At 60.6% G+C, this 26428-nt stretch carries 25 protein-coding genes; 18 read left to right on the top strand and 7 right to left on the bottom strand.

From position 1 onward, the window contains the following. Positions 1-67 precede the first annotated feature (67 nt). The gene (locus tag ACM6I5_RS01240; protein ID WP_017341345.1) at positions 68-820 is read right to left on the bottom strand and encodes a DUF2059 domain-containing protein; all 753 of its coding nucleotides are present in this window, start codon (positions 818-820) and stop codon (positions 68-70) included. A 108-nt stretch (positions 821-928) separates the two neighbouring features. Between ACM6I5_RS01240 and ACM6I5_RS01245 the strand changes: the two genes are divergently transcribed. Then, positions 929-1561, top strand: a complete 633-nt coding sequence (locus ACM6I5_RS01245; RefSeq protein WP_414883044.1) for a 2OG-Fe(II) oxygenase — start codon at positions 929-931, stop codon at positions 1559-1561. 2 nt (positions 1562-1563) lie between these two features. Continuing rightward, positions 1564-2049: a DUF523 domain-containing protein gene (locus ACM6I5_RS01250; RefSeq protein WP_414880137.1), complete on the top strand. Its 486-nt coding sequence runs from the start codon at positions 1564-1566 to the stop codon at positions 2047-2049. Positions 2050-2183: 134 nt separating this feature from the next. On the opposite strand, the gene ACM6I5_RS01255 is transcribed toward ACM6I5_RS01250, so the two are convergent. After that, the gene (locus tag ACM6I5_RS01255) at positions 2184-2768 is read right to left on the bottom strand and encodes a transporter substrate-binding domain-containing protein (RefSeq protein WP_414883045.1); all 585 of its coding nucleotides are present in this window, start codon (positions 2766-2768) and stop codon (positions 2184-2186) included. A 136-nt stretch (positions 2769-2904) separates the two neighbouring features. On the opposite strand from ACM6I5_RS01255, the gene ACM6I5_RS01260 reads away from it, so the two are divergent. Then, positions 2905-3330, top strand: coding sequence for a DUF4399 domain-containing protein (locus ACM6I5_RS01260; protein WP_017341341.1), 426 nt, complete (start codon positions 2905-2907; stop codon positions 3328-3330). 63 nt (positions 3331-3393) lie between these two features. Here the strand turns inward: ACM6I5_RS01260 and serA are convergent, their stop codons facing one another. After that, positions 3394-4623: a phosphoglycerate dehydrogenase gene (gene serA, locus ACM6I5_RS01265; RefSeq protein WP_017341335.1), complete on the bottom strand. Its 1230-nt coding sequence runs from the start codon at positions 4621-4623 to the stop codon at positions 3394-3396. Positions 4624-4827: 204 nt separating this feature from the next. Here serA and ACM6I5_RS01270 point away from each other — a divergent pair, with 204 nt between their 5' ends. The 4 genes from ACM6I5_RS01270 (at position 4828) to ACM6I5_RS01285 (ending at position 9137) form a co-directional block, all read left to right on the top strand. Continuing rightward, complete coding sequence (locus ACM6I5_RS01270; RefSeq protein ID WP_031319170.1) at positions 4828-6222, top strand: FAD-binding oxidoreductase; 1395 nt, start codon at positions 4828-4830, stop codon at positions 6220-6222. A 37-nt stretch (positions 6223-6259) separates the two neighbouring features. Next, positions 6260-6925, top strand: coding sequence for a fumarylacetoacetate hydrolase family protein (locus ACM6I5_RS01275; protein WP_017341333.1), 666 nt, complete (start codon positions 6260-6262; stop codon positions 6923-6925). 249 nt (positions 6926-7174) lie between these two features. Then, entirely contained in the window at positions 7175-8104 is a 930-nt protein-coding gene (locus ACM6I5_RS01280; RefSeq protein WP_414880139.1) for an SdiA-regulated domain-containing protein, read from the top strand. A gap of 115 nt (positions 8105-8219) precedes the next feature. Next, positions 8220-9137, top strand: coding sequence for an SdiA-regulated domain-containing protein (locus ACM6I5_RS01285; RefSeq protein WP_414883047.1), 918 nt, complete (start codon positions 8220-8222; stop codon positions 9135-9137). Between the two features lie 127 nt (positions 9138-9264). On the opposite strand, the gene rpiA is transcribed toward ACM6I5_RS01285, so the two are convergent. Beyond that, a complete protein-coding gene (gene rpiA, locus ACM6I5_RS01290; protein WP_414883048.1) occupies positions 9265-9939 on the bottom strand; it encodes a ribose-5-phosphate isomerase RpiA in 675 nt (224 codons plus the stop codon). A gap of 341 nt (positions 9940-10280) precedes the next feature. Here rpiA and ilvA point away from each other — a divergent pair, with 341 nt between their 5' ends. Continuing rightward, positions 10281-11795 carry a threonine ammonia-lyase, biosynthetic gene (gene ilvA, locus ACM6I5_RS01295; protein WP_017341329.1) on the top strand — a complete coding sequence of 505 codons (1515 nt, stop codon included), beginning with the start codon at positions 10281-10283 and terminating at the stop codon, positions 11793-11795. A 39-nt stretch (positions 11796-11834) separates the two neighbouring features. Further along, positions 11835-12260 carry a DUF2269 domain-containing protein gene (locus ACM6I5_RS01300; protein ID WP_017341328.1) on the top strand — a complete coding sequence of 142 codons (426 nt, stop codon included), beginning with the start codon at positions 11835-11837 and terminating at the stop codon, positions 12258-12260. Positions 12261-12308: 48 nt separating this feature from the next. Here the strand turns inward: ACM6I5_RS01300 and ACM6I5_RS01305 are convergent, their stop codons facing one another. Beyond that, positions 12309-12965, bottom strand: coding sequence for an HAD family hydrolase (locus ACM6I5_RS01305; RefSeq protein ID WP_017341327.1), 657 nt, complete (start codon positions 12963-12965; stop codon positions 12309-12311). Between the two features lie 143 nt (positions 12966-13108). On the opposite strand from ACM6I5_RS01305, the gene ACM6I5_RS01310 reads away from it, so the two are divergent. Then, complete coding sequence (locus ACM6I5_RS01310) at positions 13109-13588, top strand: RNA pyrophosphohydrolase (RefSeq protein WP_007897732.1); 480 nt, start codon at positions 13109-13111, stop codon at positions 13586-13588. 22 nt (positions 13589-13610) lie between these two features. Then, the gene (ptsP, locus tag ACM6I5_RS01315; protein ID WP_017341326.1) at positions 13611-15890 is read left to right on the top strand and encodes a phosphoenolpyruvate--protein phosphotransferase; all 2280 of its coding nucleotides are present in this window, start codon (positions 13611-13613) and stop codon (positions 15888-15890) included. A gap of 155 nt (positions 15891-16045) precedes the next feature. Here ptsP and ACM6I5_RS01320 read toward each other — a convergent pair whose 3' ends face one another. Further along, on the bottom strand, positions 16046-16792 hold the full coding sequence (locus ACM6I5_RS01320) for an NRDE family protein (protein WP_414883049.1): 747 nt from the start codon (positions 16790-16792) through the stop codon (positions 16046-16048). Between the two features lie 132 nt (positions 16793-16924). On the opposite strand from ACM6I5_RS01320, the gene ACM6I5_RS01325 reads away from it, so the two are divergent. From ACM6I5_RS01325 to ACM6I5_RS01335, 3 genes are all read left to right on the top strand, one after another. Further along, the gene (locus ACM6I5_RS01325; protein ID WP_253433382.1) at positions 16925-17707 is read left to right on the top strand and encodes a sulfite exporter TauE/SafE family protein; all 783 of its coding nucleotides are present in this window, start codon (positions 16925-16927) and stop codon (positions 17705-17707) included. A gap of 83 nt (positions 17708-17790) precedes the next feature. Further along, positions 17791-18603 carry a prolipoprotein diacylglyceryl transferase gene (gene lgt / locus ACM6I5_RS01330; protein ID WP_017341323.1) on the top strand — a complete coding sequence of 271 codons (813 nt, stop codon included), beginning with the start codon at positions 17791-17793 and terminating at the stop codon, positions 18601-18603. Between the two features lie 48 nt (positions 18604-18651). Beyond that, entirely contained in the window at positions 18652-19623 is a 972-nt protein-coding gene (locus ACM6I5_RS01335; protein ID WP_414883050.1) for a thymidylate synthase, read from the top strand. 71 nt (positions 19624-19694) lie between these two features. On the opposite strand, the gene cadR is transcribed toward ACM6I5_RS01335, so the two are convergent. Beyond that, a complete protein-coding gene (cadR, locus tag ACM6I5_RS01340; RefSeq protein WP_017341321.1) occupies positions 19695-20144 on the bottom strand; it encodes a Cd(II)/Pb(II)-responsive transcriptional regulator in 450 nt (149 codons plus the stop codon). 84 nt (positions 20145-20228) lie between these two features. On the opposite strand from cadR, the gene ACM6I5_RS01345 reads away from it, so the two are divergent. The 4 genes from ACM6I5_RS01345 (at position 20229) to ACM6I5_RS01360 (ending at position 26427) form a co-directional block, all read left to right on the top strand. Next, entirely contained in the window at positions 20229-22508 is a 2280-nt protein-coding gene (locus ACM6I5_RS01345) for a heavy metal translocating P-type ATPase (protein ID WP_414883051.1), read from the top strand. A 16-nt stretch (positions 22509-22524) separates the two neighbouring features. Further along, complete coding sequence (locus tag ACM6I5_RS01350) at positions 22525-23388, top strand: LysR family transcriptional regulator (protein ID WP_414880142.1); 864 nt, start codon at positions 22525-22527, stop codon at positions 23386-23388. Between the two features lie 238 nt (positions 23389-23626). After that, positions 23627-24703 (top strand): putative 2-aminoethylphosphonate ABC transporter ATP-binding protein, encoded by a 1077-nt coding sequence (locus ACM6I5_RS01355; RefSeq protein ID WP_017341318.1) that lies wholly within the window; start codon positions 23627-23629, stop codon positions 24701-24703. Next, positions 24703-26427: a putative 2-aminoethylphosphonate ABC transporter permease subunit gene (locus ACM6I5_RS01360; RefSeq protein WP_414883052.1), complete on the top strand. Its 1725-nt coding sequence runs from the start codon at positions 24703-24705 to the stop codon at positions 26425-26427. The genes ACM6I5_RS01355 and ACM6I5_RS01360 overlap by 1 nt, the downstream gene beginning before the upstream one ends. Position 26428: the final 1 nt, after the last annotated feature.

A 26428-nucleotide genomic window follows, 5' to 3' on the forward strand; every position in this document is an offset into this window, starting at 1 on the left:
CCCACAGTTGACCGAGTTGCTTGGGAAAACCCGGTCTAATGTGTGCGAGCCTATCTGATGCCGAAGATTACTGGTTGAGGCTCGAAGGATTCTGCCCCACCGCCAACCCCGCCCGAATCGCCGCCAACGCCGCCTGGTAATAGGCCTTGCCTTCAGCCGACTCGGCAAACGTGGCGAACTCCTCCAGCTCGTCATCCGACAGGTCGCGATAGACATACAGCAACGTGTTGTTCAGGTCGCTGCCGATCTGCTCCATCAAGCGCTGACGCTGACCGTTCAACAGGCCTTGCGCCTGACCGCCGCCGAGCAGGCCGGGGATCATCGAACTCAAGCTGTCGGCCGCGACGCCGGCAATCGCCAGGCTGACTTCCGCTCCGGCCTCGCGCGCGGGCAAGGCCTGGGCGAGGTGACCGATGATCAGCATGCGGTTGTCGCTGGCCTGAATCTTCGGCAGGCCCTTGGCGTTCTTCGCCAACTGATCACGACGGGTCGCCAGCAGTTCGGCGGCCACGATTTTCTTGCCCAGCGGCGACTGGAAGAAGGTCAGTGCCGGCTTCGGATCAGCAAGGGTTTTGCGCAATTGCGCTTCGGCGCGCTGGTCCACGGCCTGCGGGGCAAAGCGCTGATTGCTGTTATTCACCAGCGCTTGAAACACGGCGGGCGGCAGGCTGTTCTGGTAACGCTGCTGAGCGGCTGAGAGTGCATCGTTGAAATGCGCGCGTTGTTCTGGCCAGCCGGCGACCTTGTACAACTGGTCGTGGCCGTCTGCCCAGGCGGGCAAAACGCAGAACATCAGCAGTGAGAAAAGCAAACGGCGCATAGGGACTCCTGTCAGCAGGCGACTATTCTCCGTGCGGCATAAGGACTTGTCGAGAATTCGTATCAAGCCGCTGCGCGGCTCTGTCGGATTTTCGGGCACAGGAATACTATGCGCGCCATGCAAATATCCTCTGATCACCCGCTGCTGTTACGTATCGTCGATGACCTGGCTGAACACGGCTGGTCGCAGCAGAATATTTTCCTTCCTCTGGATCTGACCCGGGCGTTGGCCGCTGAGTGCCGTAAACGTGCCGCCGAGGGTGAACTGGCCCCTGCCGCCGTGGGCCGCGGGCCGACATCGGAGATTCGCGAGGGGATTCGCGGCGACAAGATCCAGTGGATCGAGCCCGGTCAGGCGTTGGCATGCGACAGCTACCTGCAGTTGATGGACAGCCTGCGCGAGGCCATGAATCGCGGCTTGTATCTGGGCCTTGAAGATTTCGAAAGCCATTTTGCGATGTACCCGCCCGGCGCTTTCTACCTCAAGCATGTCGACCGCTTCCGCGATGACGACCGACGCACGGTCTCGGCGGTGGTCTACCTCAACGACGCCTGGTTGCCGGAGCACGGCGGTCAGTTGCGCATGTACCTCAAGGAAGACGTCGAATACGATGTGGTGCCTACCGGCGGATGCCTGGTGGTGTTCCTGTCGGGCGAGGTGCCCCACGAAGTCCTGCCCGCGACCCGCGATCGCCTGTCATTGACCGGCTGGTTCCGGCGCCGTGGCAACGAGCCGTTCTGATCATGCAGAAAATCCTGGTAAGTCGCTGCCTGCTCGGCCACCGCGTGCGTTATGACGGCGGGGCCAGCGGGCCGTTCGATCAGCTTCAACAGTGGCTCGACGAAGGTCGCGTCGTGCCGTTGTGCCCTGAGGTCGCCGGCGGGTTGCCGACGCCACGGGCGGCGGCAGAGATTCCGGGCGGGCAGGGTGGGGAGGTGCTTGATGGCCAGGCTTCGGTGATCACCACCGAAGACGAGGATGTCAGTGCGCAGTTTCTTTCTGGCGCTTATCAGGCGCTGGAACTGGTAGAAAAACACGGCATCCGCATCGCCGTGCTCAAGGCCAACAGCCCGTCTTGCGGGAATTTGCTGACCTATGACGGCTCGTTCAGCGGCGTGAAGGTCAGCGGTGAAGGCGTCACTGCTGCGTTGCTCAAGCGCCATGGTGTGCAAGTGTTCAGCGAACTGGAGTTGCCGCAGGCGGCTTCGGTCCTGGCAGCACTCAGCTAGCGATCAACACAAAACCACTGTGGGATCGAGACCGGCTTGCCGGCGATAGCGGTCTGACAATCAATGAAGATGTTGAGTGTTATGCCCTCATCGCGAGCAGGCCCGTTCCCACAGGGTTGCTCATCAGCCTGAGATCAGGGTTTGGGCGCCACACTCGCATCCGCCCCAAACCATTTCTGCTCCAGCGCCGCCATCCGCCCATCCGCCTTGATCCGCTGCAACGCGTTCTCCAGGCTGGCGTGGAACGCCGGGTTACCCTTCTGAAACGGAATCGCCAGCTCGACAGGAGGGCTGGCTTTCGGTTTTTCGTCCGTCAGCGATTGCACCAGCAGGATGGAGCGAGGCTCTTCTTTCTGAGCGATCAACTGCGCATCGGCCTGAATGTAAGGTTCGCTGAAGTCGAAACGATCCTTGAGTTCCGGGGTCACTGCTATGTGGTTGATGGCGACGTCGTACTTGCCGCTTTCGACGCCGGACAACAGATCGCTGGAGTCGGTGACGACAAAGTCGGCCCGCACATCCAGCTCGTTGGCCAGCAGATGGCCCAACTCGACTTCGAAGCCACTGAGTTGGCCGTCGTCCTTGAAATTGAAGGGCGGTGTATTAGCCTCAAGGGCAATGCGCAATTCGCCGCGGTCGTTTACATCATCAATCAGTTCGGCATGAGCCAAAGGGCTCAGAAGGGGTAGCAGGCAGATCAGGCCAGGCAGAAAGCGCATGGTCACTCCTTTGAATACATTTATCGCGATGCGCTGATTCAGGCTCGCTTTGCTATGGTTGTCGAGAGCCTTCGACAACGAATGGCCGTGAAGTTGTCATGGTCACGCGGATTTTATGAAAAAACTGGAGAAGAGAATGAAAACCTTTATGTCACGTGCTGCGCTGACCGGTCTGCTGATGGGCGTTTCGGTGCTGGCCAGTGCGGCTACGCCGGCACCCAAGGGTGCTGAAGTGTCCATCGTTTCTCCTAAAGATGGTGGGACTGTCCCGCAAACGTTCAAAATCAAGTTCGCTGTTAAGAACGTGGCGTTGGCGCCAGCGGGCGATCTCACCAAGAATACGGGCCACCACCATTTGCTGGTCGATGCCAAGGAAATCGTTGCAGCAGGGGCCGTCATCCCGACAGATGCCAATCACGTTCATTTCGGCAAGGCGCAGACAGAAACCGAGCTGACGCTGACACCGGGCAAGCACACCTTGCAGCTCGAGTTGGGCGACATGAGCCACATGGCCTTCGATCCGCCGATCGTTTCCGAGAAGATCACCGTCAACGTCAAGTAACGATAGTAGCGGCCATGAAAAAGGAGACCCGAAGGTCTCCTTTTTTTGTCGCTCAAATTGCTGTCAGAACAACACGCGGCAACGAATGGTGCCGTTGATGTGCTGCAGCTTCTCTTGCGCCAGGTCCGAGTACTCGGCGTCGACGTCGATGACCACGTAGCCGACTTTCTCGTTGGTCTGCAGGAACTGACCGGAGATGTTGATGCCGTTTTCGGCGAAGACCTTGTTGATCTCGCTCATCACACCCGGGATGTTCTCGTGGATGTGCAGCAGACGGTGCTTGCCAGGGTGAGCCGGCAGGGCCACTTCCGGGAAGTTCACCGACGATACCGAAGTGCCGTTGTCGCTGTACTTGACCAGTTTTTCTGCCACTTCCAGACCGATGTTGGCTTGCGCCTCAGCGGTGGAACCACCGATGTGCGGGGTCAGGATCACGTTGTCCAGGCCACGCAGCGGGCTTTCGAACTCTTCGTCGTTGGAGCGTGGCTCCACCGGGAATACGTCGATGGCTGCGCCGATCAGGTGCTTGTCCTTGATCGCGTCCGCCAGGGCTTGCAGCTCGACCACGGTGCCGCGCGCGGCGTTGATCAGGATGCCGCCCTTCTTGATGGAGCGGATTTCCTTCTCGCCGATCATCCACTGGGTCGCAGCGGTTTCCGGAACGTGCAGGGTGACGATGTCGGACATGCCCAACAGCTCGTGCAGGTTGCCGACCTGGGTCGCGTTGCCCAGTGGCAGCTTGGTCACGGTGTCGTAGAAGTACACCTGCATGCCCAGGCCTTCAGCCAGGACCGACAGTTGCGTACCGATCGAGCCGTAGCCGACGATGCCGAGCTTCTTGCCACGGATTTCGAAGGAGTTGGCCGCGCTCTTGATCCAGCCGCCACGGTGGCAGGAAGCGTTCTTCTCAGGGATGCCGCGCAGCAACAGGATCGCTTCGGCCAGCACCAGCTCGGCAACGGAGCGAGTGTTGGAGTACGGAGCGTTGAACACCGCGATACCGCGTTCGCGGGCAGCGTTCAGGTCAACCTGGTTGGTGCCGATGCAGAAACACCCTACAGCCACGAGCTTCTTCGCGTGATCGAAGATCTCTTCGGTCAGTTGAGTGCGGGAGCGAATGCCGATGAAGTGAGCATCAGCGATCTTTTCCTTCAGCTGAGCTTCCGGCAGAGAACCGGTGAGGTACTCGATGCTGGTGTAGCCCGCCGACTTGAGAACGTCGACAGCCGATTGGTGGACGCCTTCGAGAAGAAGGAACTTGATCTTGCTCTTATCGAGAGAAGTCTTGCTCATCTGCGTAAACCTGTATCCCGGAGAAAAATGGCAGGAAATAGCCAGCAGACGCTGACCCGGACGGCAGGAAAGCCGTCGCCGCAGAATAGCCGTCGGGCACTATCCTGCGGGGTCGGTATGCTAGCATATGCACCCCGCTAAACACTCATTCCTGCGACGTGAAGCGTTCTCAGGATGACCATGAATTGTTCGAGAGTTCCGTCGATGACCAATCCTGCCCTGATTGATGAGCTGAAGACCTTGGTTGAGCCTGGCAAGGTGCTGACCGATGCCGACTCCCTGAATGCTTACGGCAAGGATTGGACCAAGCACTTCGCCCCGGCCCCGACCGCCATTGTGTTTCCCAAGACCACCGAACAGGTCCAGGCCATCGTCCTTTGGGCCAATAAACACAAGGTGGCGCTGGTGCCGTCCGGCGGACGTACCGGGCTGTCCGCCGCTGCGGTGGCCGCCAATGGCGAAGTGGTTGTGTCGTTCGACTACATGAACCAGATTCTCGACGTGAACCTGACCGACCGCACCGCTGTATGCCAGCCGGGTGTGGTCACCGAGCACCTGCAGAACGTCGCCGAAGACAAAGGCCTGTACTATCCAGTGGATTTCGCTTCCGCAGGTTCGAGCCAGATTGGCGGTAATATCGGCACCAATGCCGGCGGGATCAAGGTTATTCGCTACGGCATGACCCGTAACTGGGTGGCCGGCATGAAAGTCGTCACCGGCAAGGGCGATGTGCTGGAGCTGAACCGCGATCTGATCAAGAACGCCACCGGCTACGACCTGCGTCAGCTGTTCATTGGCGCGGAAGGCACCCTCGGTTTTGTGGTCGAAGCGACCATGCGTCTGGACCGTGCGCCGAAAAACCTCACTGCGATGGTGCTCGGCACCGCCGATTTCGACTCGATCATGCCGGTGTTGCACGCCTTCCAGAGCAAGCTCGACCTGACGGCCTTCGAGTTCTTCTCCGACAAGGCCCTGGCCAAAGTCATGGGGCGCGGCGATGTGCCGGCACCGTTCGAAACCGATTGCCCGTTCTATGCACTGCTGGAATTCGAAGCGACCACCGAAGAAGTGGCCAACCACGCCCTGGAAACCTTCGAGCACTGCGTCGAGCAGGGCTGGGTGCTGGACGGCGTGATGAGCCAGAGCGAAACCCAGTTGCAGAACCTCTGGAAGCTGCGCGAATACATCTCTGAAACCATCTCCCACTGGACGCCGTACAAGAACGACATTTCGGTCACTGTGTCGAAAGTCCCGGCGTTCCTGAAGGAAATTGATGCGATCGTCGGCGAACACTACCCGGATTTCGAAATCGTCTGGTTCGGTCACATTGGCGATGGCAACCTGCACTTGAACATCCTCAAGCCGGACAACCTGAGCAAGGACGAGTTCTTCGCCAAGTGCGCCACCGTCAACAAGTGGGTGTTCGAAACCGTCGAGAAGTACAACGGTTCGATTTCCGCCGAACACGGCGTGGGCATGACCAAGCGTGATTACTTGACCTATAGCCGCTCGCCGGTTGAGATCGAGTACATGAAAGCCGTCAAAGCGGTGTTCGACCCGAACGGCATCATGAACCCGGGCAAGATTTTCGCTGTTTGACTTTCGAACTTAAGAGCTACGAACCAGGAGTCGGTCAATGAGCTATCAGCACCAGTATGTCGATGGAACGCGTATCCACTTTCCATTGGGTAAAGTGGTGTGCATCGGCCGCAACTACGCCGAACACGCCAAGGAACTGGACAACCCGGTGCCTACAGAGCCGCTGCTGTTCATCAAGCCGGGCAGTTGCGTGGTGCCGCTGGAAGGTGGTTTTACCATTCCAACCGAGCGTGGCTCGGTGCATTACGAAGCGGAAATCGCGGTGTTGATCGGCAAGCCTTTGTCGACGAAGCCAAGCCGTGAAGAAGTGCTGGATGCCATTTCAGGTTTCGCCCCGGCGCTGGACCTGACCCTGCGCGACAAGCAGGCCGAGCTGAAATCCAAGGGCCTGCCATGGGAAATCGCCAAGTCTTTCGACGGTGCCGCAGTGATTGCCCCGTTCGTGTCCGGCAGCACCTTTGCCGACCTGACTGACATCGGCATTCGCCTGACCATCAACGGCGAAGTCCGCCAGGATGGCAACAGCAGCGCGATGCTCAACCCGATCGTGCCGATGATCCAGCACATGGCCGGCTGCTTCTCGCTGCAGGCCGGTGATGTGATCCTGACTGGCACGCCGGTTGGCGTGGGTCCGCTGAATGTCGGTGATGAGCTGGTTATCGAATTGCCGGGCGCCAGCAGCTTCACAAGCAGCGTCCGCTAACCGCAACACCCTGTGGGAGCGAGCCTGCTCGCGATGGCGGTCTGTCATTCAACATCTTTGTCGACTGACACGGCCTCATCGCGAGCAGGCTCGCTCCCGCATTGGTTTTTGTGGTCGGCCGAAAAAGGGCAATCCCGCCATTTGCCGTTTTTTTCACATCTTGTCTGGATAATTCCGCGGAATCCGGCGTCTGAGCCGGTCCCAATTGTGCTATTACCCTTAGCCTGAATTTCTGGAACGCATCCCTTGATGGCCATCCAATCGCTGCCCACGCTTAAAACTGCCCGGCGCCCGCGCTTTTTCATGCGCTGGTATTACTGGCTGTTGCTGGCCGTGGCCGCCGCGTATGGCCTTGCGTTTGCGATGCATTGGGATGACCGCGGTGTGCTCTGGGTGCTGGAGCGTTTCGAAAGCCAAACCGAACGCCAGGAAAGTATCTGGCTCCCGGAATACCGCGCGGTAATCGATGCCAAGCCATTGCCGGGGATGGAAAAGGACGAAGCGTCCGACCTGGCCTACAACCCTCAAACCAAAACCCTGTTCTCGGTGATGGGCAAAAACCCGTTCCTGGTCGAGCTGACTTTGCAAGGCGATGTGTTGCGCAAGATGCCGCTGGTGGGCTGGAGCAATCCGGAAGCCGTGACGGTCATGGGCAACGGCCTGCTAGCCATCGTCGATGAGCGTGAGCACTTGCTGACCATCGTCAAGGTCGACGCCGATACCCGTGAGTTGAACATCGCCAACTTCCCGAAGTACGACCTCGGTCCGTCGAAAGACCAGAACAAAGCCTTCGAAGCGATGGTCTGGGATGCACGCAATCAACAAATGCTGCTGGGTGAGGAACGGCCACCGGCACTGTTCACCTGGAAAAGCGCCGACGGTCAGACACTCACCGGCGACAAGCAGAAGCTTGCCAGTGACGAACTGGACATCCGCAACCTCTCGGCCCTGGCCATTGACCCGCGCACCCGGCACACGCTGGTGCTGTCCGCTGACTCCCACTTGCTGCTGGAGCTGGACGAGAAGGGCGAGCAGGTCAGTTTCATGACCTTGCTGGGGGGCTTCAATGGTCTGAAGAAGACCATTCCTCGCGCCGAAGGCGTGACCATGGATGACAATGGCACGCTGTACATGGTGAGCGAGCCTAACCTGTTCTATCGATTCGAAAAGCAGCACTGATTCTATTTTGTAGGAAACGCGACGCTCAGTTGTAGGCCCAGGCTAATGGCCATTAAGCTTCAATTCAGACTGCCGTGGTATTTCATCCACCCGTCCTGATTCCGAGCTTGCCTGAATGCGCCGACTTGCCCGTCCCAAACCCCTGATGCTGATTGTGCTGGTAATTGCGCTGATCGTGCTGGTTGCGATCGGCCAGTACCTGCGGCTGTTCGAGCGCACCTGGTTCAATCTGCACACGCTTTGGCAGGCTGAGAGCGAACAGTCCATCGGCCTGGGTCACTATCAGGTCGCGGTCGAGGGTCGGGTCATCGAAGGCCTGGACGACGATGTGTCGGCGCTGACCTTTGATCCGGTGCGCAAAAGCCTGTTCACCGTCACCAACAAAAATTCCGAACTGATCGAGCTGTCGCTGGAAGGCCGGATCATTCGGCGTATCTCGCTGGTCGGCTTCGGTGATCCGGAGGCAGTGGAGTTCATCAGCGCCGACACGTATGTGATCACTGACGAGCGCCAGCAACGGCTGATCAAGATTCATCTGGAAATGGACACAACGTTCCTCGACGCAGCGGAAGCCGAGCAAATGACCCTGGGCGTGCACATGAGCGGCAACAAGGGTTTCGAAGGCCTGGCTTACGATTCGGTGGGCAAGCGCCTGTTCGTCGCCAAGGAGCGCGACCCGATGCTGATCTACGAAGTGCAGGGTTTCCCGCATTACAACCCGGAAAAATCTTACGCGGTGCACGTGGTCAACAACCCCAAGCGCGATGCCGGGATGTTTGTCCGAGACCTGTCGAGTCTGCAATACGACGAACGCAGCGGCCATTTGCTGGCGCTGTCCGACGAGTCGCGACTGATTCTGGAGCTGGACGTGGACGGGCGACCACTGAGCACCATGTCATTGAACAAGGGGCGTCAGGGGTTGCAGAAGACGGTGCCGCAAGCGGAAGGGATCGCCATGGATGACGACGGCACGATGTACCTGGTGAGCGAGCCGAACCTGTTCTATGTCTTCAAGAAACCAACGCAAAACTAACCAACACCCCTAAACCAATGTGCGAGCCTGCTCGCGATGAGGTCGTGTCAGCAGTCGATAGAGATGTTGACTGAAAGACCGCTATCGCGAGCAGGCTCGCTCCCACAGGGTTTATCTGCGTGTCTGATTATTGGGCGCGGAGGGTTTTCACGCCTTCGCTGGTGCCCAGCAACAGCAAATCCGCCGGACGCGCCGCGAACAACCCATTGGTCACCACGCCGACGATCGCATTGATCTGCGACTCCAGCTCCACCGGGTTGGTGATCTGCATGTTGGACACATCCAGAATGATGTTGCCGTTGTCGGTCAACACGCCTTCACGGTAAACCGGGTCGCCGCCGAGCTTCACCAGCTCGCGAGCCACATGGCTGCGGGCCATCGGGATCACTTCCACCGGCAGCGGAAACGCGCCGAGCACCGGCACCAGTTTGCTGGCGTCGGCGATGCAGATGAAGGTCTTGGCCACGGCCGCGACGATCTTCTCGCGGGTCAGGGCCGCGCCGCCGCCCTTGATCAGGTTCAGGTGCTCGTCGCTTTCATCGGCGCCGTCCACGTAGAACTCCAGGTCGCTGACGGTGTTCAGTTCATACACCGGAATGCCATGGCCCTTGAGGCGCGCGGCGGTGGCTTCGGAGCTGGCGACGGCGCCGTCGAATGCACCTTTATGCTGGGCCAAAGCATCGATGAAGCAGTTGGCAGTGGAGCCGGTGCCGACCCCGACGATGCTCTTGTCGTCGAGTTTCGGGAGGATGAAGTCGACGGCGGCCTGGGCCACTGCCTGTTTGAGTTGATCCTGGGTCATGCGGGCTCCGAGGTGCCGAAGAGGGGAAACGAAAGGCGGGCATTATAGGCTTCGGGGCGGGGAAGGTCATTGCCCGATTGGCGGGTGCGACGGTATGTCTGAGCGAGCAGAGTCTTGTGGCGAGGGAGCTTGCTCCCGCTGGAGCGCGAAGCGGTCCTCTCGCATGCCTTCCGGCATACCGCGCCAGCAGGGTTTGCGACTGCTGCGCAGCCGAGCGGGAGCAAGCTCCCTCGCCACAAGGTATGTGCCTGGCCTTAAAACCACCGGTTTAGTGTGGTCGCCCGGCCGAAAGCCGGGTTAGACTCCATGGCCCTGCCCAACCCGCTCAGTGATGCTTTCCGATGCTCGAACAGTACGTCAAAAAGATCCTCACCTCGCGCGTTTATGACGTTGCCGTAGAAACCCCATTGCAGACTGCCCGCCAGCTCTCCGAGCGGCTGGGCAACAGTATTTTGCTCAAGCGTGAAGACTTGCAGCCGGTGTTCTCGTTCAAGATTCGCGGGGCCTACAACAAGCTCACGCAGCTGAGCGATGAAGAGCGCGCTCGCGGCGTAGTGACCGCTTCGGCGGGCAATCACGCGCAGGGCCTGGCCCTGGCGGCGAAAGTGCTGGGCGTGAAAGCCACCATCGTCATGCCGAAAACCACTCCCGAGATCAAAGTCGAAGGCGTGCGTTCCCGAGGCGGCAAAGTCGTGCTGCACGGGGATTCGTTTCCGGAAGCCCTGGCCTACTCGCTGAAACTGGTCGACGAAAAAGGCTACGTCTACATTCACCCGTACGACGATCCCCACACCATTGCCGGGCAGGGCACGGTGGCCATGGAGATTCTGCGCCAGCACCCTGGGCGTCTGGACGCGATCTTCGTTCCGGTGGGCGGCGGCGGGCTGATCGCCGGTATCGCGGCGTACGTGAAATACCTGCGCCCGGAAATCAAAATCATCGGCGTCGAGCCGGACGATTCCAATTGCCTGCAAGCGGCCATGGCCGCCGGCGAGCGCGTGGTGCTGCCGACCGTGGGCATCTTCGCCGATGGCGTCGCGGTCGCTCAGATCGGTCAGCACACCTTCGATATCTGCAAAGACTATGTCGATGAAGTGATCACGGTCAGCACCGACGAGATCTGCGCGGCCATCAAGGATATCTACGACGATACCCGCTCGATCACTGAACCTGCCGGCGCTTTGGGCGTGGCCGGGATCAAGAAGTACGTCGAGCAGCGCGCCGTCACAGGTCACACCTTCGTGGCCATCGACTCCGGCGCCAACGTCAACTTCGACCGCTTGCGTCACGTCGCCGAACGCGCCGAGCTGGGTGAGGGCCGCGAGGCCATTATCGCCGTGACCATTCCCGAGAAGCCGGGCAGCTTCAAGGCGTTCTGCGAAGCCATCGGCAAGCGCCAGATCACCGAATTCAACTACCGCTACAACACCGGCAGCGAAGCGCACATCTTCGTTGGCGTGCAGACGCACCCGGAAAACGACCCGCGCAGTGCGTTGCTCGCCAGCCTGACCGAGCAGGGTTTTCCGGTGCTGGACCTGACCGACAACGAACTGGCCAAGTTGCACATCCGGCACATGGTTGGCGGCCGCGCGGCGCAGGTGGTCGATGAAGTGGTGCTGCGTTTTGAATTTCCGGAGCGGCCGGGCGCGCTGTTCAACTTCCTCAGCAAGCTGGGCGGGCGCTGGAACATTTCGATGTTCCATTACCGCAACCACGGCGCGGCGGATGGTCGTGTGGTCGCGGGCCTGCAAGTGCCTCACGAGGAACGTCATCTGGTGCCGGCGGCGCTGGAAGAAATCGGCTACCCGTACTGGGACGAGAGCGACAACCCGGCCTATCAGCTGTTTCTTGGCTGAGGGGCTACGCTGATGGGCAGGTCATAAGGAAATCGAACAATGGAAACGTTAACTGCCCTGAAAATGGCCCACACCGCGGCGACGGCAATATTGTTGGGCTGTGCACTGGGCCTGGGGATATGGGTTTGGCGAACGCGGCGTAATGGCGATACGACTGCTGCGGCGCGCACGCTCCAGCGGCCACGAGTGTTCGTCTGGCTACTGATGGGCGTGGCGTTGCTGAGCATGCCGTTTACCGGCTGGTGGATGGTGCACCTGGTGGGCTGGCCGCTGGGGCAGACGTGGTTGCTGGGGTCCAGCGTGCTCTACACCGTGGCGGCGTTGGGCTGGTTCTGGTTGCTGGTGCGGCTGAACAGGCTGCGCACTGCGCCGGGAGGCAACGGCAGGTTCACCTTTGCACTGGCACTGTTCAGCTTTGTTTGTTTTGTCGCGATTGCGGGATTGATGGGCGCGAAGCCGGTTTAAGGCTTGGGCGAGTCGACCCCCATCGCGGGCAAGCCCGCGATGGCGATTTCAGTCGCGCAGACTGATCACCGGCCAGCCACGCTTCTCGGCCTCGGCTCGCAAGTTCGGATCCGGATCAACCGCCACCGGATTCGCCACCTGCTCCAGCAATGACAAGTCGTTCATCGAGTCGCTATAGAAGTAACTGTCTTCCAGCGAATGCCCGGTTTCTTCCAGCCAGCGACTCAGCCGCGTCACTTTGCCTTCACGGAAGCACGGGATGTCGGTGCTGCGCCCGGTATAACGGCCATCGACCATTTCACATTCGGTGGCGATCAGGGTTTCAACGCCCAAACGCTCGGCAATCGGACCGGTTACAAAGCGGTTGGTCGCGGTGATGATCACCAGCTTGTCACCCGCTTCACGATGCTGGGCCAGTAGATCGATCGCCTTGGGCAACACAATCGGCTCGATGCAGTCGCGCATGTAATCGAGGTGCCATTGATCCAGCGTGGCCATTTCGGTGCGGCCAAGGACTTCCAGGCAAAAGTTCAGGTAGGCGTCGTTATCCAGCTTGCCGGCCAGGTAATCCTGATAGAACTCATCGTTGCGTGCCTTGTAGGCAACGGCGTCGAGGAAGCCGCGTTCGCACAGGTAATCGCCCCAGGCGTGGTCACTGTCGCCGCCCAGAAGGGTGTTGTCCAAGTCGAATAAAGCCAGCCGCATTGCAGTTACTCGCTGAAAAGTCTGTAGAAAGGTGTCCAGAATACGGACTTTTCACAAGAGTGCACATAAGCTAAGCCGGCTCGTTGCTGCCTTCACAACCTTTGTGGAACAATGCGGCGACATGCGTTTGCGAGGTTGTTGCCGTGATCGACCCCGATGGTTTCCGCCCCAATGTCGGGATCATTCTCACGAATGATGCCGGACAGGTGCTATGGGCTCGCCGTATCAATCAAGATGCCTGGCAGTTTCCACAGGGTGGTATCAACCCCCAGGAGACGCCGGAAGACGCCTTGTACCGCGAGTTGAACGAAGAAGTGGGTCTGGAGCGTGAAGATGTTGAAATTCTCGCCTGCACCCGGGGCTGGTTGCGCTATCGTTTGCCGCAACGTCTGGTCCGTACCCACAGCCAACCGCTGTGCATCGGCCAGAAACAGAAATGGTTTCTCCTGCGCCTGATCTCCAACGAGCAGCGGGTGCGGATGGATTTGACCGGTAAACCGGAATTCGATGGCTGGCGCTGGGTCAGCTATTGGTATCCGTTGGGCCAGGTGGTGACATTCAAGCGCGAGGTGTATCGACGCGCTCTCAAAGAGCTTGCCCCGCGCCTTTTAGCGCGCGACTGACGACGGAGTTCGACCCCGAGCCATGCTCAATACGCTGCGCAAGATCGTCCAGGAAGTTAACTCCGCCAAGGATCTCAAGGCGGCGTTGGGGATTATTGTGTTGCGCGTCAAAGAGGCCATGGGCAGCCAGGTCTGCTCGGTCTACCTGCTTGACCCCGAGACCAACCGCTTCGTGCTGATGGCGACCGAGGGCTTGAACAAGCGCTCGATCGGCAAAGTCAGCATGGCACCCAACGAAGGTCTGGTCGGCCTGGTCGGCACGCGTGAAGAACCCCTTAACCTCGAAAACGCCGCGGATCACCCGCGCTACCGCTACTTCGCCGAGACCGGTGAAGAGCGCTACGCCTCATTCCTCGGGGCGCCGATCATTCACCACCGCCGCGTCGTCGGCGTGTTGGTCATTCAGCAAAAAGAACGCCGCCAGTTCGATGAGGGTGAAGAAGCCTTCCTCGTGACCATGAGCGCGCAGCTCGCCGGCGTTATCGCCCACGCCGAGGCCACCGGTTCGATTCGGGGGCTGGGCCGTCAGGGCAAAGGGATTCAGGAAGCCAAGTTCGTCGGTGTGCCGGGCTCGCCGGGTGCGGCGGTCGGTACGGCGGTGGTCATGTTGCCTCCGGCCGATCTGGATGTGGTGCCGGACAAGACCATCGTCGACATCGAAGCTGAACTCGGGCTGTTCAAGACCGCCATCGAAGGCGTGCGCGCCGACATGCGTGCGCTGTCGGCCAAATTGGCCACGCAGCTGCGCCCCGAAGAGCGGGCCTTGTTCGACGTGTATCTGATGATGCTCGACGACGCCGCGCTGGGCAACGAAGTGACCACTGTGATCAAGACCGGTCAGTGGGCCCAGGGCGCGCTGCGCCAGGTGGTCACCGATCATGTCAATCGTTTCGAATTGATGGACGACGCCTACCTGCGTGAGCGCGCCTCGGACGTCAAGGACCTCGGTCGCCGCTTGCTTGCCTACTTGCAGGAAGAGCGCCAGCAGACCCTGGTCTACCCCGACAACACCATTCTGATCAGCGAAGAGCTGACGCCGGCGATGCTCGGCGAGGTGCCGGAAGGCAAGCTGGCGGGCCTGGTGTCGGTACTTGGCTCCGGCAACTCCCACGTGGCAATCCTCGCGCGCGCCATGGGCATCCCGACGGTGATGGGCCTGGTCGACCTGCCGTATTCCAAGGTCGACGGCATTCAGATGATCGTCGACGGCTATCACGGTGAGGTCTACACCAACCCCAGCGAAGTACTGCGAAAGCAGTTCGCCGAAGTGGTCGAGGAAGAAAAACAACTGGCCCTCGGGCTGGATGCATTGCGCGACTTGCCGTGCGTGACCGTCGATGGCCACCGCATGCCGCTTTGGGTCAACACCGGCCTGCTGGCTGACGTGGCGCGGGCGCAGAAGCGCGGCGCCGAGGGTGTCGGTCTGTACCGCACCGAAGTGCCGTTCATGATCAACCAGCGGTTCCCGAGCGAAAAGGAGCAGTTGGCGATCTACCGCGAGCAACTCGCCGCGTTCCATCCGCAACCGGTGACCATGCGCAGCCTGGACATCGGCGGTGACAAATCGCTTTCTTACTTCCCGATCAAGGAAGACAACCCGTTCCTCGGCTGGCGCGGCATTCGCGTCACCCTCGACCACCCGGAAATCTTCCTGGTGCAGACCCGCGCGATGCTCAAGGCCAGCGAAGGCCTGAACAACCTGCGGATTCTGTTGCCGATGATCTCCGGCACCCATGAACTCGAAGAAGCCCTGCACCTGATTCACCGGGCCTGGGGTGAAGTCCGCGATGAAGGCTGCGACGTACCTATGCCGCCGATCGGCGTGATGATCGAGATCCCGGCGGCGGTGTATCAGACCAAGGAACTGGCACGGCAAGTGGATTTCCTGTCGGTCGGCTCCAACGACCTGACCCAGTACCTGCTGGCGGTGGACCGAAACAACCCGCGGGTAGCCGACCTCTACGACTACCTGCACCCGGCGGTGCTGCAAGCCCTTCAAAGCGTGGTGCGTGACGCCCATGCCGAAGGCAAGCCGGTGAGCATCTGCGGTGAAATGGCCGGTGATCCGGCGGCGGCGGTGTTGTTGATGGCGATGGGCTTTGACAGCCTGTCGATGAACGCCACCAACCTGCCGAAAGTGAAGTGGATGCTGCGTCAGATCAACCTGAGCAAGGCCAAGGAACTGCTCGCGGAGCTGATGACCATCGACAACCCGCAAGTGATCCACAGTTCGCTGCAGTTGGCGCTGAAGAACCTCGGATTGGCGCGGATGATCAATCCGGCGGCGATCAAGCCTCTCTGAAACACTGAGGACCCTTGTGGCGAGGGAGCTTGCTCCCCTGCTGGAGTGCGAAGCGCTCCCAATCTGGCCAATGTTTTCTTTCGGAAAACTTCATCTGCCATTTTGCGACTGCTACGCAGTCGAGCGGGAGCAAGCTCCCTCGCCACAATTTATTGTCAAATCCTGACCTCAACTTCCCCCAAATGCCCGCCATACGGCCCGAAACTCCGTTCAACCAGATGCCGCGTCCCGTCGGCATGAACAATCAACGCCGTACTCGCCCGCGTCCCGTAACTCTGGCTGGCAATAAACACACTCGATAACAGCGTCTCGGTCGCCAAACCCACCCCGGTGTCGGGCAGCTCCGCAAACGGCGCCACCTGCGCATCACTCAGCAACGCCAACAACGCCTCAGGCTGCGGATTATCCAGAACCGTCTCCAACGCTGCCCGCGCCTTGAGCAACTTCGGCCACGGCGTATCCAGTCCCGCATTCGATAAACCGTAAACGCCCGGCTGCAGCATCACTGCCTCAGTTCCCTGTGCGTTGTAATGCCACAGCTCGTTGGCGTTGCCGATAAGCAGGTTAAATCCGGCATATTCCAGCGAACGTCTGACAACGTCGGCCAAGTAATCATCAATCGGCATTTCGCCATTGAGAAATTGCGCGACGAGCTCACCCCGGGATTTCCGCGCGGGCGGTTGATGAGGGTCGCGGATATTGGTCAGGGCGGCGAAGCGCCCGTTAGCGCCGACACCGAGCCAGGTGCCACCGGCTTCCAGGTCGCGACCGGCGTGGACCTGCGGTGCTTCGGGCCACTGCGCCAGGGGCAGGCTGGGCCGGGCATAGAATTCGTCGCGGTTGGCCGCCACGATCAGCGGCTGGGCATGACCCGGGCGCCAGGCAAAGACAATCAGGCACATAAGGTGGTCCTTGTGTGTTTTTTGCCCACTCTACGCAGTCATGGTGCTGGTATCCATCGCCATCCAGTGGAGCCCAAGGCCATGCATCCGTTACCATGCCGCTCCGGTTTTGGGGTTGGGTGGGGAAACAGCATGGAATTTCTGCTCTATCTGGCGCTCGGCGCCTGTGCCGGAGTGCTCGCCGGGCTGTTTGGCGTGGGCGGTGGGATCATCATCGTTCCGGTGCTGGTGTTCAGTTTCACCCTGCAGGGCTTCGATGCGTCGATCCTGACTCACCTGGCGGTCGGCACCTCCCTGGCGACGATCATTTTCACCTCGGTCAACGCGGTGCGCGAACACCATCGCCGCGGTGCCGTGCGTTGGCCGATCTTTGCCTGGATGACCGTCGGCATTCTGCTGGGCGCCGGTTTCGGAGCGCTGACCGCCGAAGCGATCTCCGGGCCCAACCTGCAGAAAATCATCGGCGTGTTTGCCCTGATCATCGCCGTGCAGCTTATGCTGGACGTCAAACCCAAGGCCAGCCGAACGGTGCCGGGAAAAGTCGGTCTGACCCTGGCCGGCACCGTGATTGGCTGGGCCTCGGCGATTTTCGGGATTGGCGGCGGTTCGCTGACCGTGCCGTTCCTGACCTGGCGCAGTGTGCCGATGCAACAAGCGGTGGCGACGTCATCGGCGTGCGGCCTGCCCATTGCGCTGGCCAGTGCATTAAGTTTCATGATTCTGGGCTGGCACGATCCGTTGCTGCCGGCCCATAGTCTCGGTTTTATTTATTTGCCGGCGCTGCTGGGGATCGCCCTGACCAGTATGGTTTTCGCCCGTCTCGGTGCGCGATTGGCCCACAGGCTGTCGCCGAAGTTGCTGAAAAGACTGTTCGCCGCTTTGCTGTTCTGCGTAGGTTTGAGTTTCCTGATCTGACGCACCGCACAATCCTGGCTTAATCCTGAGGTGGCAGCGTCGCCCGGGAATTTTGAAGGTTTCAACTCTAACGAGGAGTCGCAATGCTGCCTTACCCGCAGATCGACCCGGTGGCCCTGGCCATCGGTCCGCTGAAAATCCACTGGTACGGCCTGATGTACCTGATCGGCATCGGCGGTGCGTGGCTGCTGGCGTCGCGCCGGCTCAACCGTTTCGACCCGACCTGGACCAAGGAGAAACTCTCCGACATGGTCTTCTGGATGTCGATGGGTGTGATCGTCGGCGGTCGCCTGGGCTATGTGCTGTTCTACGATCTGAGTGCTTATCTGGCCAACCCGACGCTGATTTTCGAAGTGTGGAAGGGCGGCATGTCGTTCCACGGCGGTTTCATCGGCGTGATGCTGGCGGCGTTGTGGTTCGGTAAAAAGAACAACAAGTCGTTCTTCCAACTGATGGACTTCGTCGCGCCAATGGTGCCGATCGGCCTGGGCGCCGGGCGTATCGGCAACTTCATCAATGCCGAATTGTGGGGCAAGGCGACCGACGTGCCGTGGGCGATGATCTTCCCGCCGTTCAGCGACCCGGCGCAGTTGCCGCGTCACCCGTCGCAGCTGTATCAGTTCGCGCTGGAAGGCGTGGCGCTGTTCCTGATCCTGTGGCTGTTCTCGCGTAAACCGCGGCCGACCATGGCGGTGTCCGGGATGTTCGCGCTGTTCTATGGCATTTTCCGCTTCATCGTCGAATTCGTCCGCGTGCCGGACGCGCAACTGGGCTATCTGGCCTGGAACTGGCTGACCATGGGCCAGGTGCTCTGCGTGCCGATGATCGTCGGCGGTCTGTTCCTGATCTGGCTGGCGTATCACCGCGCCCCGGCGACTCCAGCGGCAGCCGTATAAATTCGAATACCGGAGCGACGGCTCCGGTTTCAAGGACACAGGTAACTCATGAAGCAATATCTCGAACTGGTCGCCCACGTCATCAAGAACGGCACCAAACAAGCCAACCGCACTGGCGTGAACACCATCAGTTTTCCCGGCGCGATGCTGCGTTATGACCTGCAGGAAGGGTTCCCGGCGATCACCACGCGCAAGATGGCCTTCAAATCGGCCATCGGCGAGATGTGCGGCTTCCTGCGTGGAGTGAACAACGCTGCGGAATTTCGCGCGTTGGGCTGCAAGGTCTGGGACCAGAACGCCAACGAAAACGCGCAGTGGCTGGCCAACCCGTTCCGTCAGGGTGAGGACGACCTCGGCGAGATCTACGGCGTGCAATGGCGCAAATGGCCGGCGTACAAGCAGATCCCGATCAGCAATAAGGCTGCTATCGAGCAGACCCTGAGCCAGGGCTATCGTCAGATCGCCGAAGGTGAAGAAGACGGTCAGGCCTACGTGGTGCTGTACAAGGCGATCGACCAGATCCGTCAGTGCGTCGACACCATCATCAAGGACCCCGGCAGCCGCCGCATCCTGTTCCACGGCTGGAACGTTGCGCAGCTCGATGAAATGGCTCTGCCGCCGTGCCACTTGCTGTACCAGTTCCACCCGAATGTCGAGACCAGGGAAATCTCCCTGACGCTCTACATCCGCTCCAACGACCTGGGCCTGGGCACGCCGTTCAACCTCACCGAAGGTGCCGCGCTGCTGAGCCTGATCGGTCGCCTGACCGGCTACACGCCGCGCTGGTTCACCTATTTCATCGGTGATGCGCACGTCTACGAAAACCATCTGGACATGCTGAACGAACAGCTCAAGCGCGAGCCGTTCCCGATGCCGAAACTGGTGATCAGTGATCGTGTGCCGGAGTTCGCCAAGACGGGTGTTTATCAGCCGGAATGGCTGGAGTTGATCGAGCCGAGTGATTTTTCGCTCGAGGGTTACGAGCATCACGCCCCAATGACCGCGCCGATGGCGGTCTGACAATCTGCACGCCATACCCCTGTGGGAGCTAGCAGGCAGCTAGCTCCCACATTGGGTTTTGGGGTGTGCTTTTAGTGGCCGTGGCTTCGGCCCACATGCGACTGTTCAACCTCCGTCGCCACCACACCGCCACTCACTTCCAGCCGCTGCAAAATCCCGCACTGATCAATATCCGGCCCTTCGCCACAGCGTTGGCGCAGGTCGAGCAGTTGCGCCTGTAACGCCAGCAGCCCGTCGATCCGTGCTTTGACGTGATGAATATGTTCGTCGATCAGCGCATTCACGCTCTCACATTGATCCTGCGGGCTGTCGCGCAAGGCCAGCAGGCTGCGAATCTCCTCCAGCGTCATGTCGAGGGTGCGGCAGTTGCGGATGAAAGTCAGGCGCTCGGCATGGGCCTGGGTGTAGACGCGGTAGTTGCCGTCACTGCGGGCCGGCTCCGGCAGCAGGTTTTCGCGCTCGTAGTAGCGGATGGTTTCCACGGCGCAGTCGGTGAGTTTCGCCAGTTCTCCGATCTTCATGACGGCAATCTCCAAATGGGTGCTTGACCCTATAGTGGCTACAGGGTCTTTACTTGGCAACAGGCACCTTCATGGACGCAACCAATGAGCGATTCCCTTCACACCCACAAACCCGAGGCTGATCACGATCACGATCACGATCACGATCACAGCCACAAGCTGCAGCCTGTGCAGAAGCATGACCATGGCGGTCACGGGGATTCCTGCTGTTCTTCCAAAGCGGCGGCGCCGTCGCTGATCAAGCTCAGTGAAAACTCAACTGCCAACGCGCGGTTGAGCAGTTTCCGTATCGACGCGATGGACTGTCCGACCGAGCAGACGCTGATCCAGAACAAACTCGGCAAGCTCGCGGGTGTGCAGCAGCTCGAATTCAACCTGATCAACCGCGTGCTGGGCGTGACCCACGACCTGCCGAGCACCGCGCCGATCATCGACGCAATCAAGTCCCTCGGCATGCAGGCCGAGCCGCTGGAGCAGGGCGTCGAAGCGCCAGTTCCAGCGCCCGAGAAAAAGCCGTGGTGGCCATTGGCGTTGTCCGGCGTGACCGCGCTCGCCGCCGAAGTGATTCACTTCACCAGCGCGGCGCCCAATTGGGTCGTGGCGGTTATCGCGTTGATCTCGATCCTCAGCGCCGGTCTCAGCACCTACAAGAAGGGCTGGATCGCGCTGAAAAATCTCAACCTGAACATCAATGCATTGATGAGCATCGCGGTGACCGGCGCGATCCTGATCGGACAGTGGCCGGAAGCGGCGATGGTGATGTTCCTGTTCACCGTGGCCGAGTTGATCGAGGCCAAGTCCCTGGACCGCGCGCGTAACGCCATCAGCGGCTTGATGCAGATGACCCCGGAACAGGCCACGGTGTTGCAGGCCGATGGCAGCTGGATCTTGCAAGACGTGAAATCCATCGAGCCGGGCGCCCGGGTGCGGGTGCGGCCCGGTGAGCGGATTGGTCTGGACGGCGAAGTCATATCGGGCAGTTCGACCATCAATCAGGCGCCGATCACCGGGGAAAGCCTGCCGGTTGAGAAAACCATTGGCGACAAGGTGTTCGCCGGCACTATCAACCAGGCGGGATCTCTGGAGTTTTCCGTAACCGCCGCCGCAAACCATTCGACCCTGGCCCGGATCATCCACGCCGTGGAACAGGCGCAAGGCGCACGAGCACCGACCCAACGCTTCGTTGACCAGTTTTCGAAAATCTACACCCCCGCCGTGTTCATCTTTGCCCTCGCGGTGGCAGTGATTCCGCCGCTGTTCATGGGCGCAGTCTGGTTCGACTGGATCTACCGCGCGCTGGTGTTGCTGGTGGTCGCATGCCCCTGCGCACTGGTGATTTCCACCCCGGTGACCATCGTCAGCGGCCTCGCGGCGGCGGCGCGCAAAGGGATTTTGGTCAAGGGCGGCGTGTACCTGGAGGGTGGCTACAAGCTCGACTATCTGGCGCTGGACAAGACCGGCACGATCACCCACGGCAAGCCGGTTCAGACGGATTACCTGTCGCTTGATCCCACGGCCGATGCCTCGGCGCCGGCAATTGCAGCGGCGTTGGCCGGACGCTCGGACCACCCGGTGTCGTTGGCGATTGCTAACGCCGCAGTGGATAAAACCTCTGCGCCGCTCGTTGTGCATAACTTCGAAGCACTGGGCGGTCGCGGGGTACGCGGTGAGATCGACGGGAAGACTTACCACTTGGGCAACCACCGCCTGGTGGAAGAGCTGAACCTGTGCTCGCCAGAGCTGGAAGAAAAGCTGTTTGCACTGGAGAAACAGGGCAAGTCCGTGGTGCTGTTGCTCGACAACTCCGGTCCGCTGGCGCTGTTCGCCGTGGCCGATACGGTCAAGGAATCCAGCCGCGAGGCGATCCAGCAGCTGCACGATCTGGGCATCAAGACCCTGATGCTCACCGGCGACAACGTCCACACCGCCCAGGCGATTGCCGCGCAAGTCGGCATCGACGAGGCCAGGGGTGATCTGCTGCCGACCGACAAACTGCAAGCCATCGAAGCCCTTTATGCACAGGGTCATAACGTTGGCATGGTCGGCGACGGCATCAATGATGCTCCGGCACTGGCCCGGGCGGAAATCGGTTTTGCGATGGCCGCGGCCGGCACCGATACTGCCATCGAAACCGCCGATGTCGCCCTGATGGACGACGATCTGCGCAAGATTCCCACGTTCATACGTTTGTCGCGGCAGACGTCGAGCATCCTCAAACAGAACATCGCCCTCGCTTTGGTCATCAAGGCTATCTTTCTTGGGGTAACCTTCGCCGGGATCGCCACCATGTGGATGGCGGTGTTCGCCGACATGGGCGTGAGCCTGTTGGTGGTGTTCAACGGTTTGCGTCTGTTGCGCAAATAATCGATGAGGAGCGGGTGTGCTGAGTGCCGAGCTGAAGGCGTTTTACATGGTGGCCCGCCTGGGCAGCATTACCCTGGCGGCGAAAAAGCTCGGCCTGAGCCAGCCCACGGTCACCACGCAGATCCGCAATCTGGAAAGCCAGTACTCGGTCGAGCTGTTTTACCGTGGCGGCCGCCGCCTCAGCGTCAGCGATGAAGGTGCGCGGTTGCTGCCGATGGTCAAGGCGCTGTTGCAGCAGGAAGCCGACATCGAGTTTTTCCTGCGCAACAGCGGCCAGGTCCAGGGCACGTTGCGCATCGCCGCCACCGCTCCGTATTACATTCTCGATCTGGTGAAGACCTTTCGCGAGCGCTTGCCGCAAGTGGAAGTGTCGGTGGAAATCGGCAACTCGCAGCAGGTGCTGGAAGCCTTGGAGGATTACCGGGTCGATGTCGCCGCGTCCTCGCAACTGCTCGACGACGCGCGCCTGATTCGCCGGGTCCTTGGCAGCGATCCGCTGGTGTTGGCGGTGCATCGCCATCACCCGTTGGCGGTGCACGATCATGTGCCGCTCAGCGCGTTGGCCGGGCATACCTTATTGATGCGCGAGCCGGGCTCGACCACCCGGCGTCTGACCGAGGAGTTGCTGGCCACCGCCGGGGTGAGTTTCGGGCCGTTGCTGGAGATTGGTAGCCGTGAATCGATCCGCGAGGCGGTGCTGCGCAACATCGGGATCAGCATCATTGCCCGGCAGGAAGTGCCGCATGATCCGCAATTGCGTGTGCTGACCCTCGAGAACGCGCCGCAGATTCCGGAGTATTTGTACTGCCTCAAGGAGCGAAAGGGTGCGCGTCTGCCGGCAGCATTTCTCGGCCTGGCGCAGGAAATGGCCCCAGCATAAATCCCTGTGGCGAGGGAGCTTGCTCCCGCCGGGCTGCGAAGCGGCCTCCTTTCCCCTGAAAAGAAGGGGCCTGCTGCGCAATCCAACGGGAGCAAGCTCCCTCGCCACAGGTTATTCATTGCCTGTGCTATCCAACCCAAATCCCCGAATACCACTATCGGCCGTTTTTGCCTCACTGCCACATGACGGACGCATTGCCTCCTTAGGATGGCCTTCATCTGCTTGATGAGGCCTGTCCATGAACCACTCGATCGCAACTGCCCTGACCAATCCCGGCGCCCCGATGAGGGTGCGTGGCGTGCAGAAACGCTTCGGCGCCTTTACTGCGCTGGATAACGTTTCCCTCGACGTGGCGGCCGGTGAACTGGTGTGCCTGCTGGGCCCGTCGGGTTGTGGCAAAACCACGCTGTTGCGTTGCATCGCCGGTCTGGAGAAACAGGACAGCGGCGAGTTGTACCTCGGTGATCGCGACGTTTCCCACCTGGCACCGCAGGCTCGGGACTACGGCATTCTGTTCCAGTCCTACGCGCTGTTCCCCAATCTCACTGTCGAAGCCAACATTGCCTATGGCCTTGCCGGCAGCGGTCGCGATGAAGTGCGCAAGCGCGTCGGTCAGATGCTGGAGCTGGTCGGCCTGATCGGCAGTGAGAAAAAGTACCCCGGCCAATTGTCCGGCGGTCAGCAGCAACGTGTCGCACTGGCCCGCGCCCTGGCACCGGCGCCGTCGTTGTTGTTGCTGGACGAACCGATGTCGGCCCTCGACGCCCGGGTCCGCGAGCACTTGTGCACCGAACTGCGCCAACTTCAACGCAGCCTCGGCATCACCACCCTGATGGTCACGCACAATCAAGACGAGGCCATGCTGATGGCCGACCGCATCGCGGTGATGAACAACGGCAAGGTTGAGCAGTACGCCACGCCACAGGAAATCTACGATCGTCCGGCCACGCCGTTCGTGGCGGAGTTTGTCGGTCAGGGCAATTGGTTGCCATTCAGCCGCAGCAGCGACAGTCACGCCCAGGTCGGCGGGATGAGCCTGCGCCTGGCAGACGGCAGCGCCAAAACCGCCTCGGGCCGTTTGTTCTGTCGCCCCGAAGCGATCAACGTCAACCCGCTGGTGCATGAGGAAAACCTGTTCCCGGCCAAGGTTCGCGAAATCACCTTCCTCGGCAACCGCTGCCGAATGAGTTTCGAGCTCGATCAACTGCCGGGCCACGCCTTGCTCGCGGAACTGGCGCCGGAAGCCATGCCGCGACTCGGCGCCCAGCAGATCATGGTCGCCTTGCCGCCGCGCAGCCTGCAGGTGTTTGCCTGATGAGCGCGAACATCGCGCTGCCGATACCGCACAAGCAGGTTCGGCAGACCTCCCGCGCCGAGATCGGCGACCGGGTGTTCGTGGTCGGCGGCAAAGTCTTGTTGCTGGTGTTGCTAGGCATCGCCGTGTTGATGCCATTGCTGGCGATCTTCTGGCGTGGCTTCAGTCCGGAGGCCGGGCAGGGCGGTGGTCTGGTGGCTGCGCGTGAACTGGTCACCAGTGCGAATTTCCACTGGTTGCTCGGCAACAGCCTGAAGGTTTCCCTCAGCGTGGCGGCCATTGTCGTACCGCTGGCCTACCTGTTTGCCTACGCCCTGCAACGCACGTTGATACCGGGCAAAGGCCTCTGGCGTGGCCTGTCGTTGTTGCCATTGATGGCGCCTTCGATGTTGCCGGGGATTGCGCTGGTTTACCTGTTCGGCAACCAGGGCCTGTTGCGTGGTTTGCTCTCGGACAATATCTACGGCTTCTGGGGCATCGTTCTGGGTGAGGTGATCTACACCTTCCCACACGCCTTGATGATTTTGCTGTCGGCCCTGTCCCTGGCGGATGCGCGTCTCTTCGATGCCGCCTCCAGCATGGGCGCCAGTCCGGCCAAAGCCTTCCGCAGCATCACCTGGCCGGCCACGCGTCAGGCGGTGTTCGCGGCGTTCTGCCTGGTCTTCACCCTGACCATCACCGACTTCGGCGTGCCCGTGGTGGTCGGCGGCGATTATCAGGTGCTGGCGCTGGAAGCCTACAAAGCCGTGGTCGGCCAGCAACAGTTCGGTCGCGGTGCATTGATCGGCATGGTTCTGTTACTGCCGGCGCTGTTCAGCTTCGGTGTCGATGCCTGGTTGCGTCGGCGCCACGGCGACTCCATGAGCGGTCGGGCGCAGGTCTTTCAACCTGCACCATCGAAACTGCGCGACGGCTTCTATCTCGCCATCGTGCTGCTGATCTGCGCGGTATTGCTGCTGGTGTTCGGCATGGCGGTGTTCTCGTCGCTGGTGAAATTCTGGCCGTACAACCTGTCGCTGTCGCTCAACCATTACCAGTTCAACGACACGGCGGGCGGTGGCTGGCTGGCCTACGGCAACAGCGTGAAGATGGCCCTGTGCACGGCGTTGATCGGCAGTGCGTTGATCTTCACCGGCGCGTACCTGATGGAAAAAACCAAAGGCCAGCGCGGACTGAATCTGACATTGCGCATGCTCAGTTTCGTACCGATGGCGGTGCCAGGGCTGGTGCTGGGCCTGGGTTACGTCTTCTTCTTCAACCTCACCGACAACCCGCTGCATGTGCTTTACGGAACCATGACCCTGCTGGTGGTCTGCACCATTGCTCACTATTTGACCACCGCGCAAATGACCGCGACCACCGCGCTGCGCCAGCTCGACGCTGAGTTCGAAGCCGCCGCGCTGTCGCTCAAGGCGCCGCTGTATCGGCATTACTTGCGGGTCACCGTACCGATTTGCCTGCCGGCGCTGCTGGACATCGTGCGCTATCTGTTCGTCTCGGCCATGACCACCGTTTCGGCGGCGATCTTCCTCTACAGCCCCGACACCATTCTTGCTGCGGTGGCGGTGCTGAACATGGATGACGCCGGCAACGTCGGCGGCGCGGCGGCGATGTCGACCCTGATTCTGTTCACCTCGGCGGGCGTGTCCCTGCTGCTGGCCTGGGCCTCGCGCGGTTTGCTGCGCCGTTCCCAGGCGTGGCGCCAGACCGCACCCGGTCACTGAT

The sequence above is a fragment of the Pseudomonas sp. IT-P171 genome, from assembly GCF_949767765.1.
Classification (GTDB): Bacteria; Pseudomonadota; Gammaproteobacteria; order Pseudomonadales; family Pseudomonadaceae; genus Aquipseudomonas; species Aquipseudomonas fluorescens_B.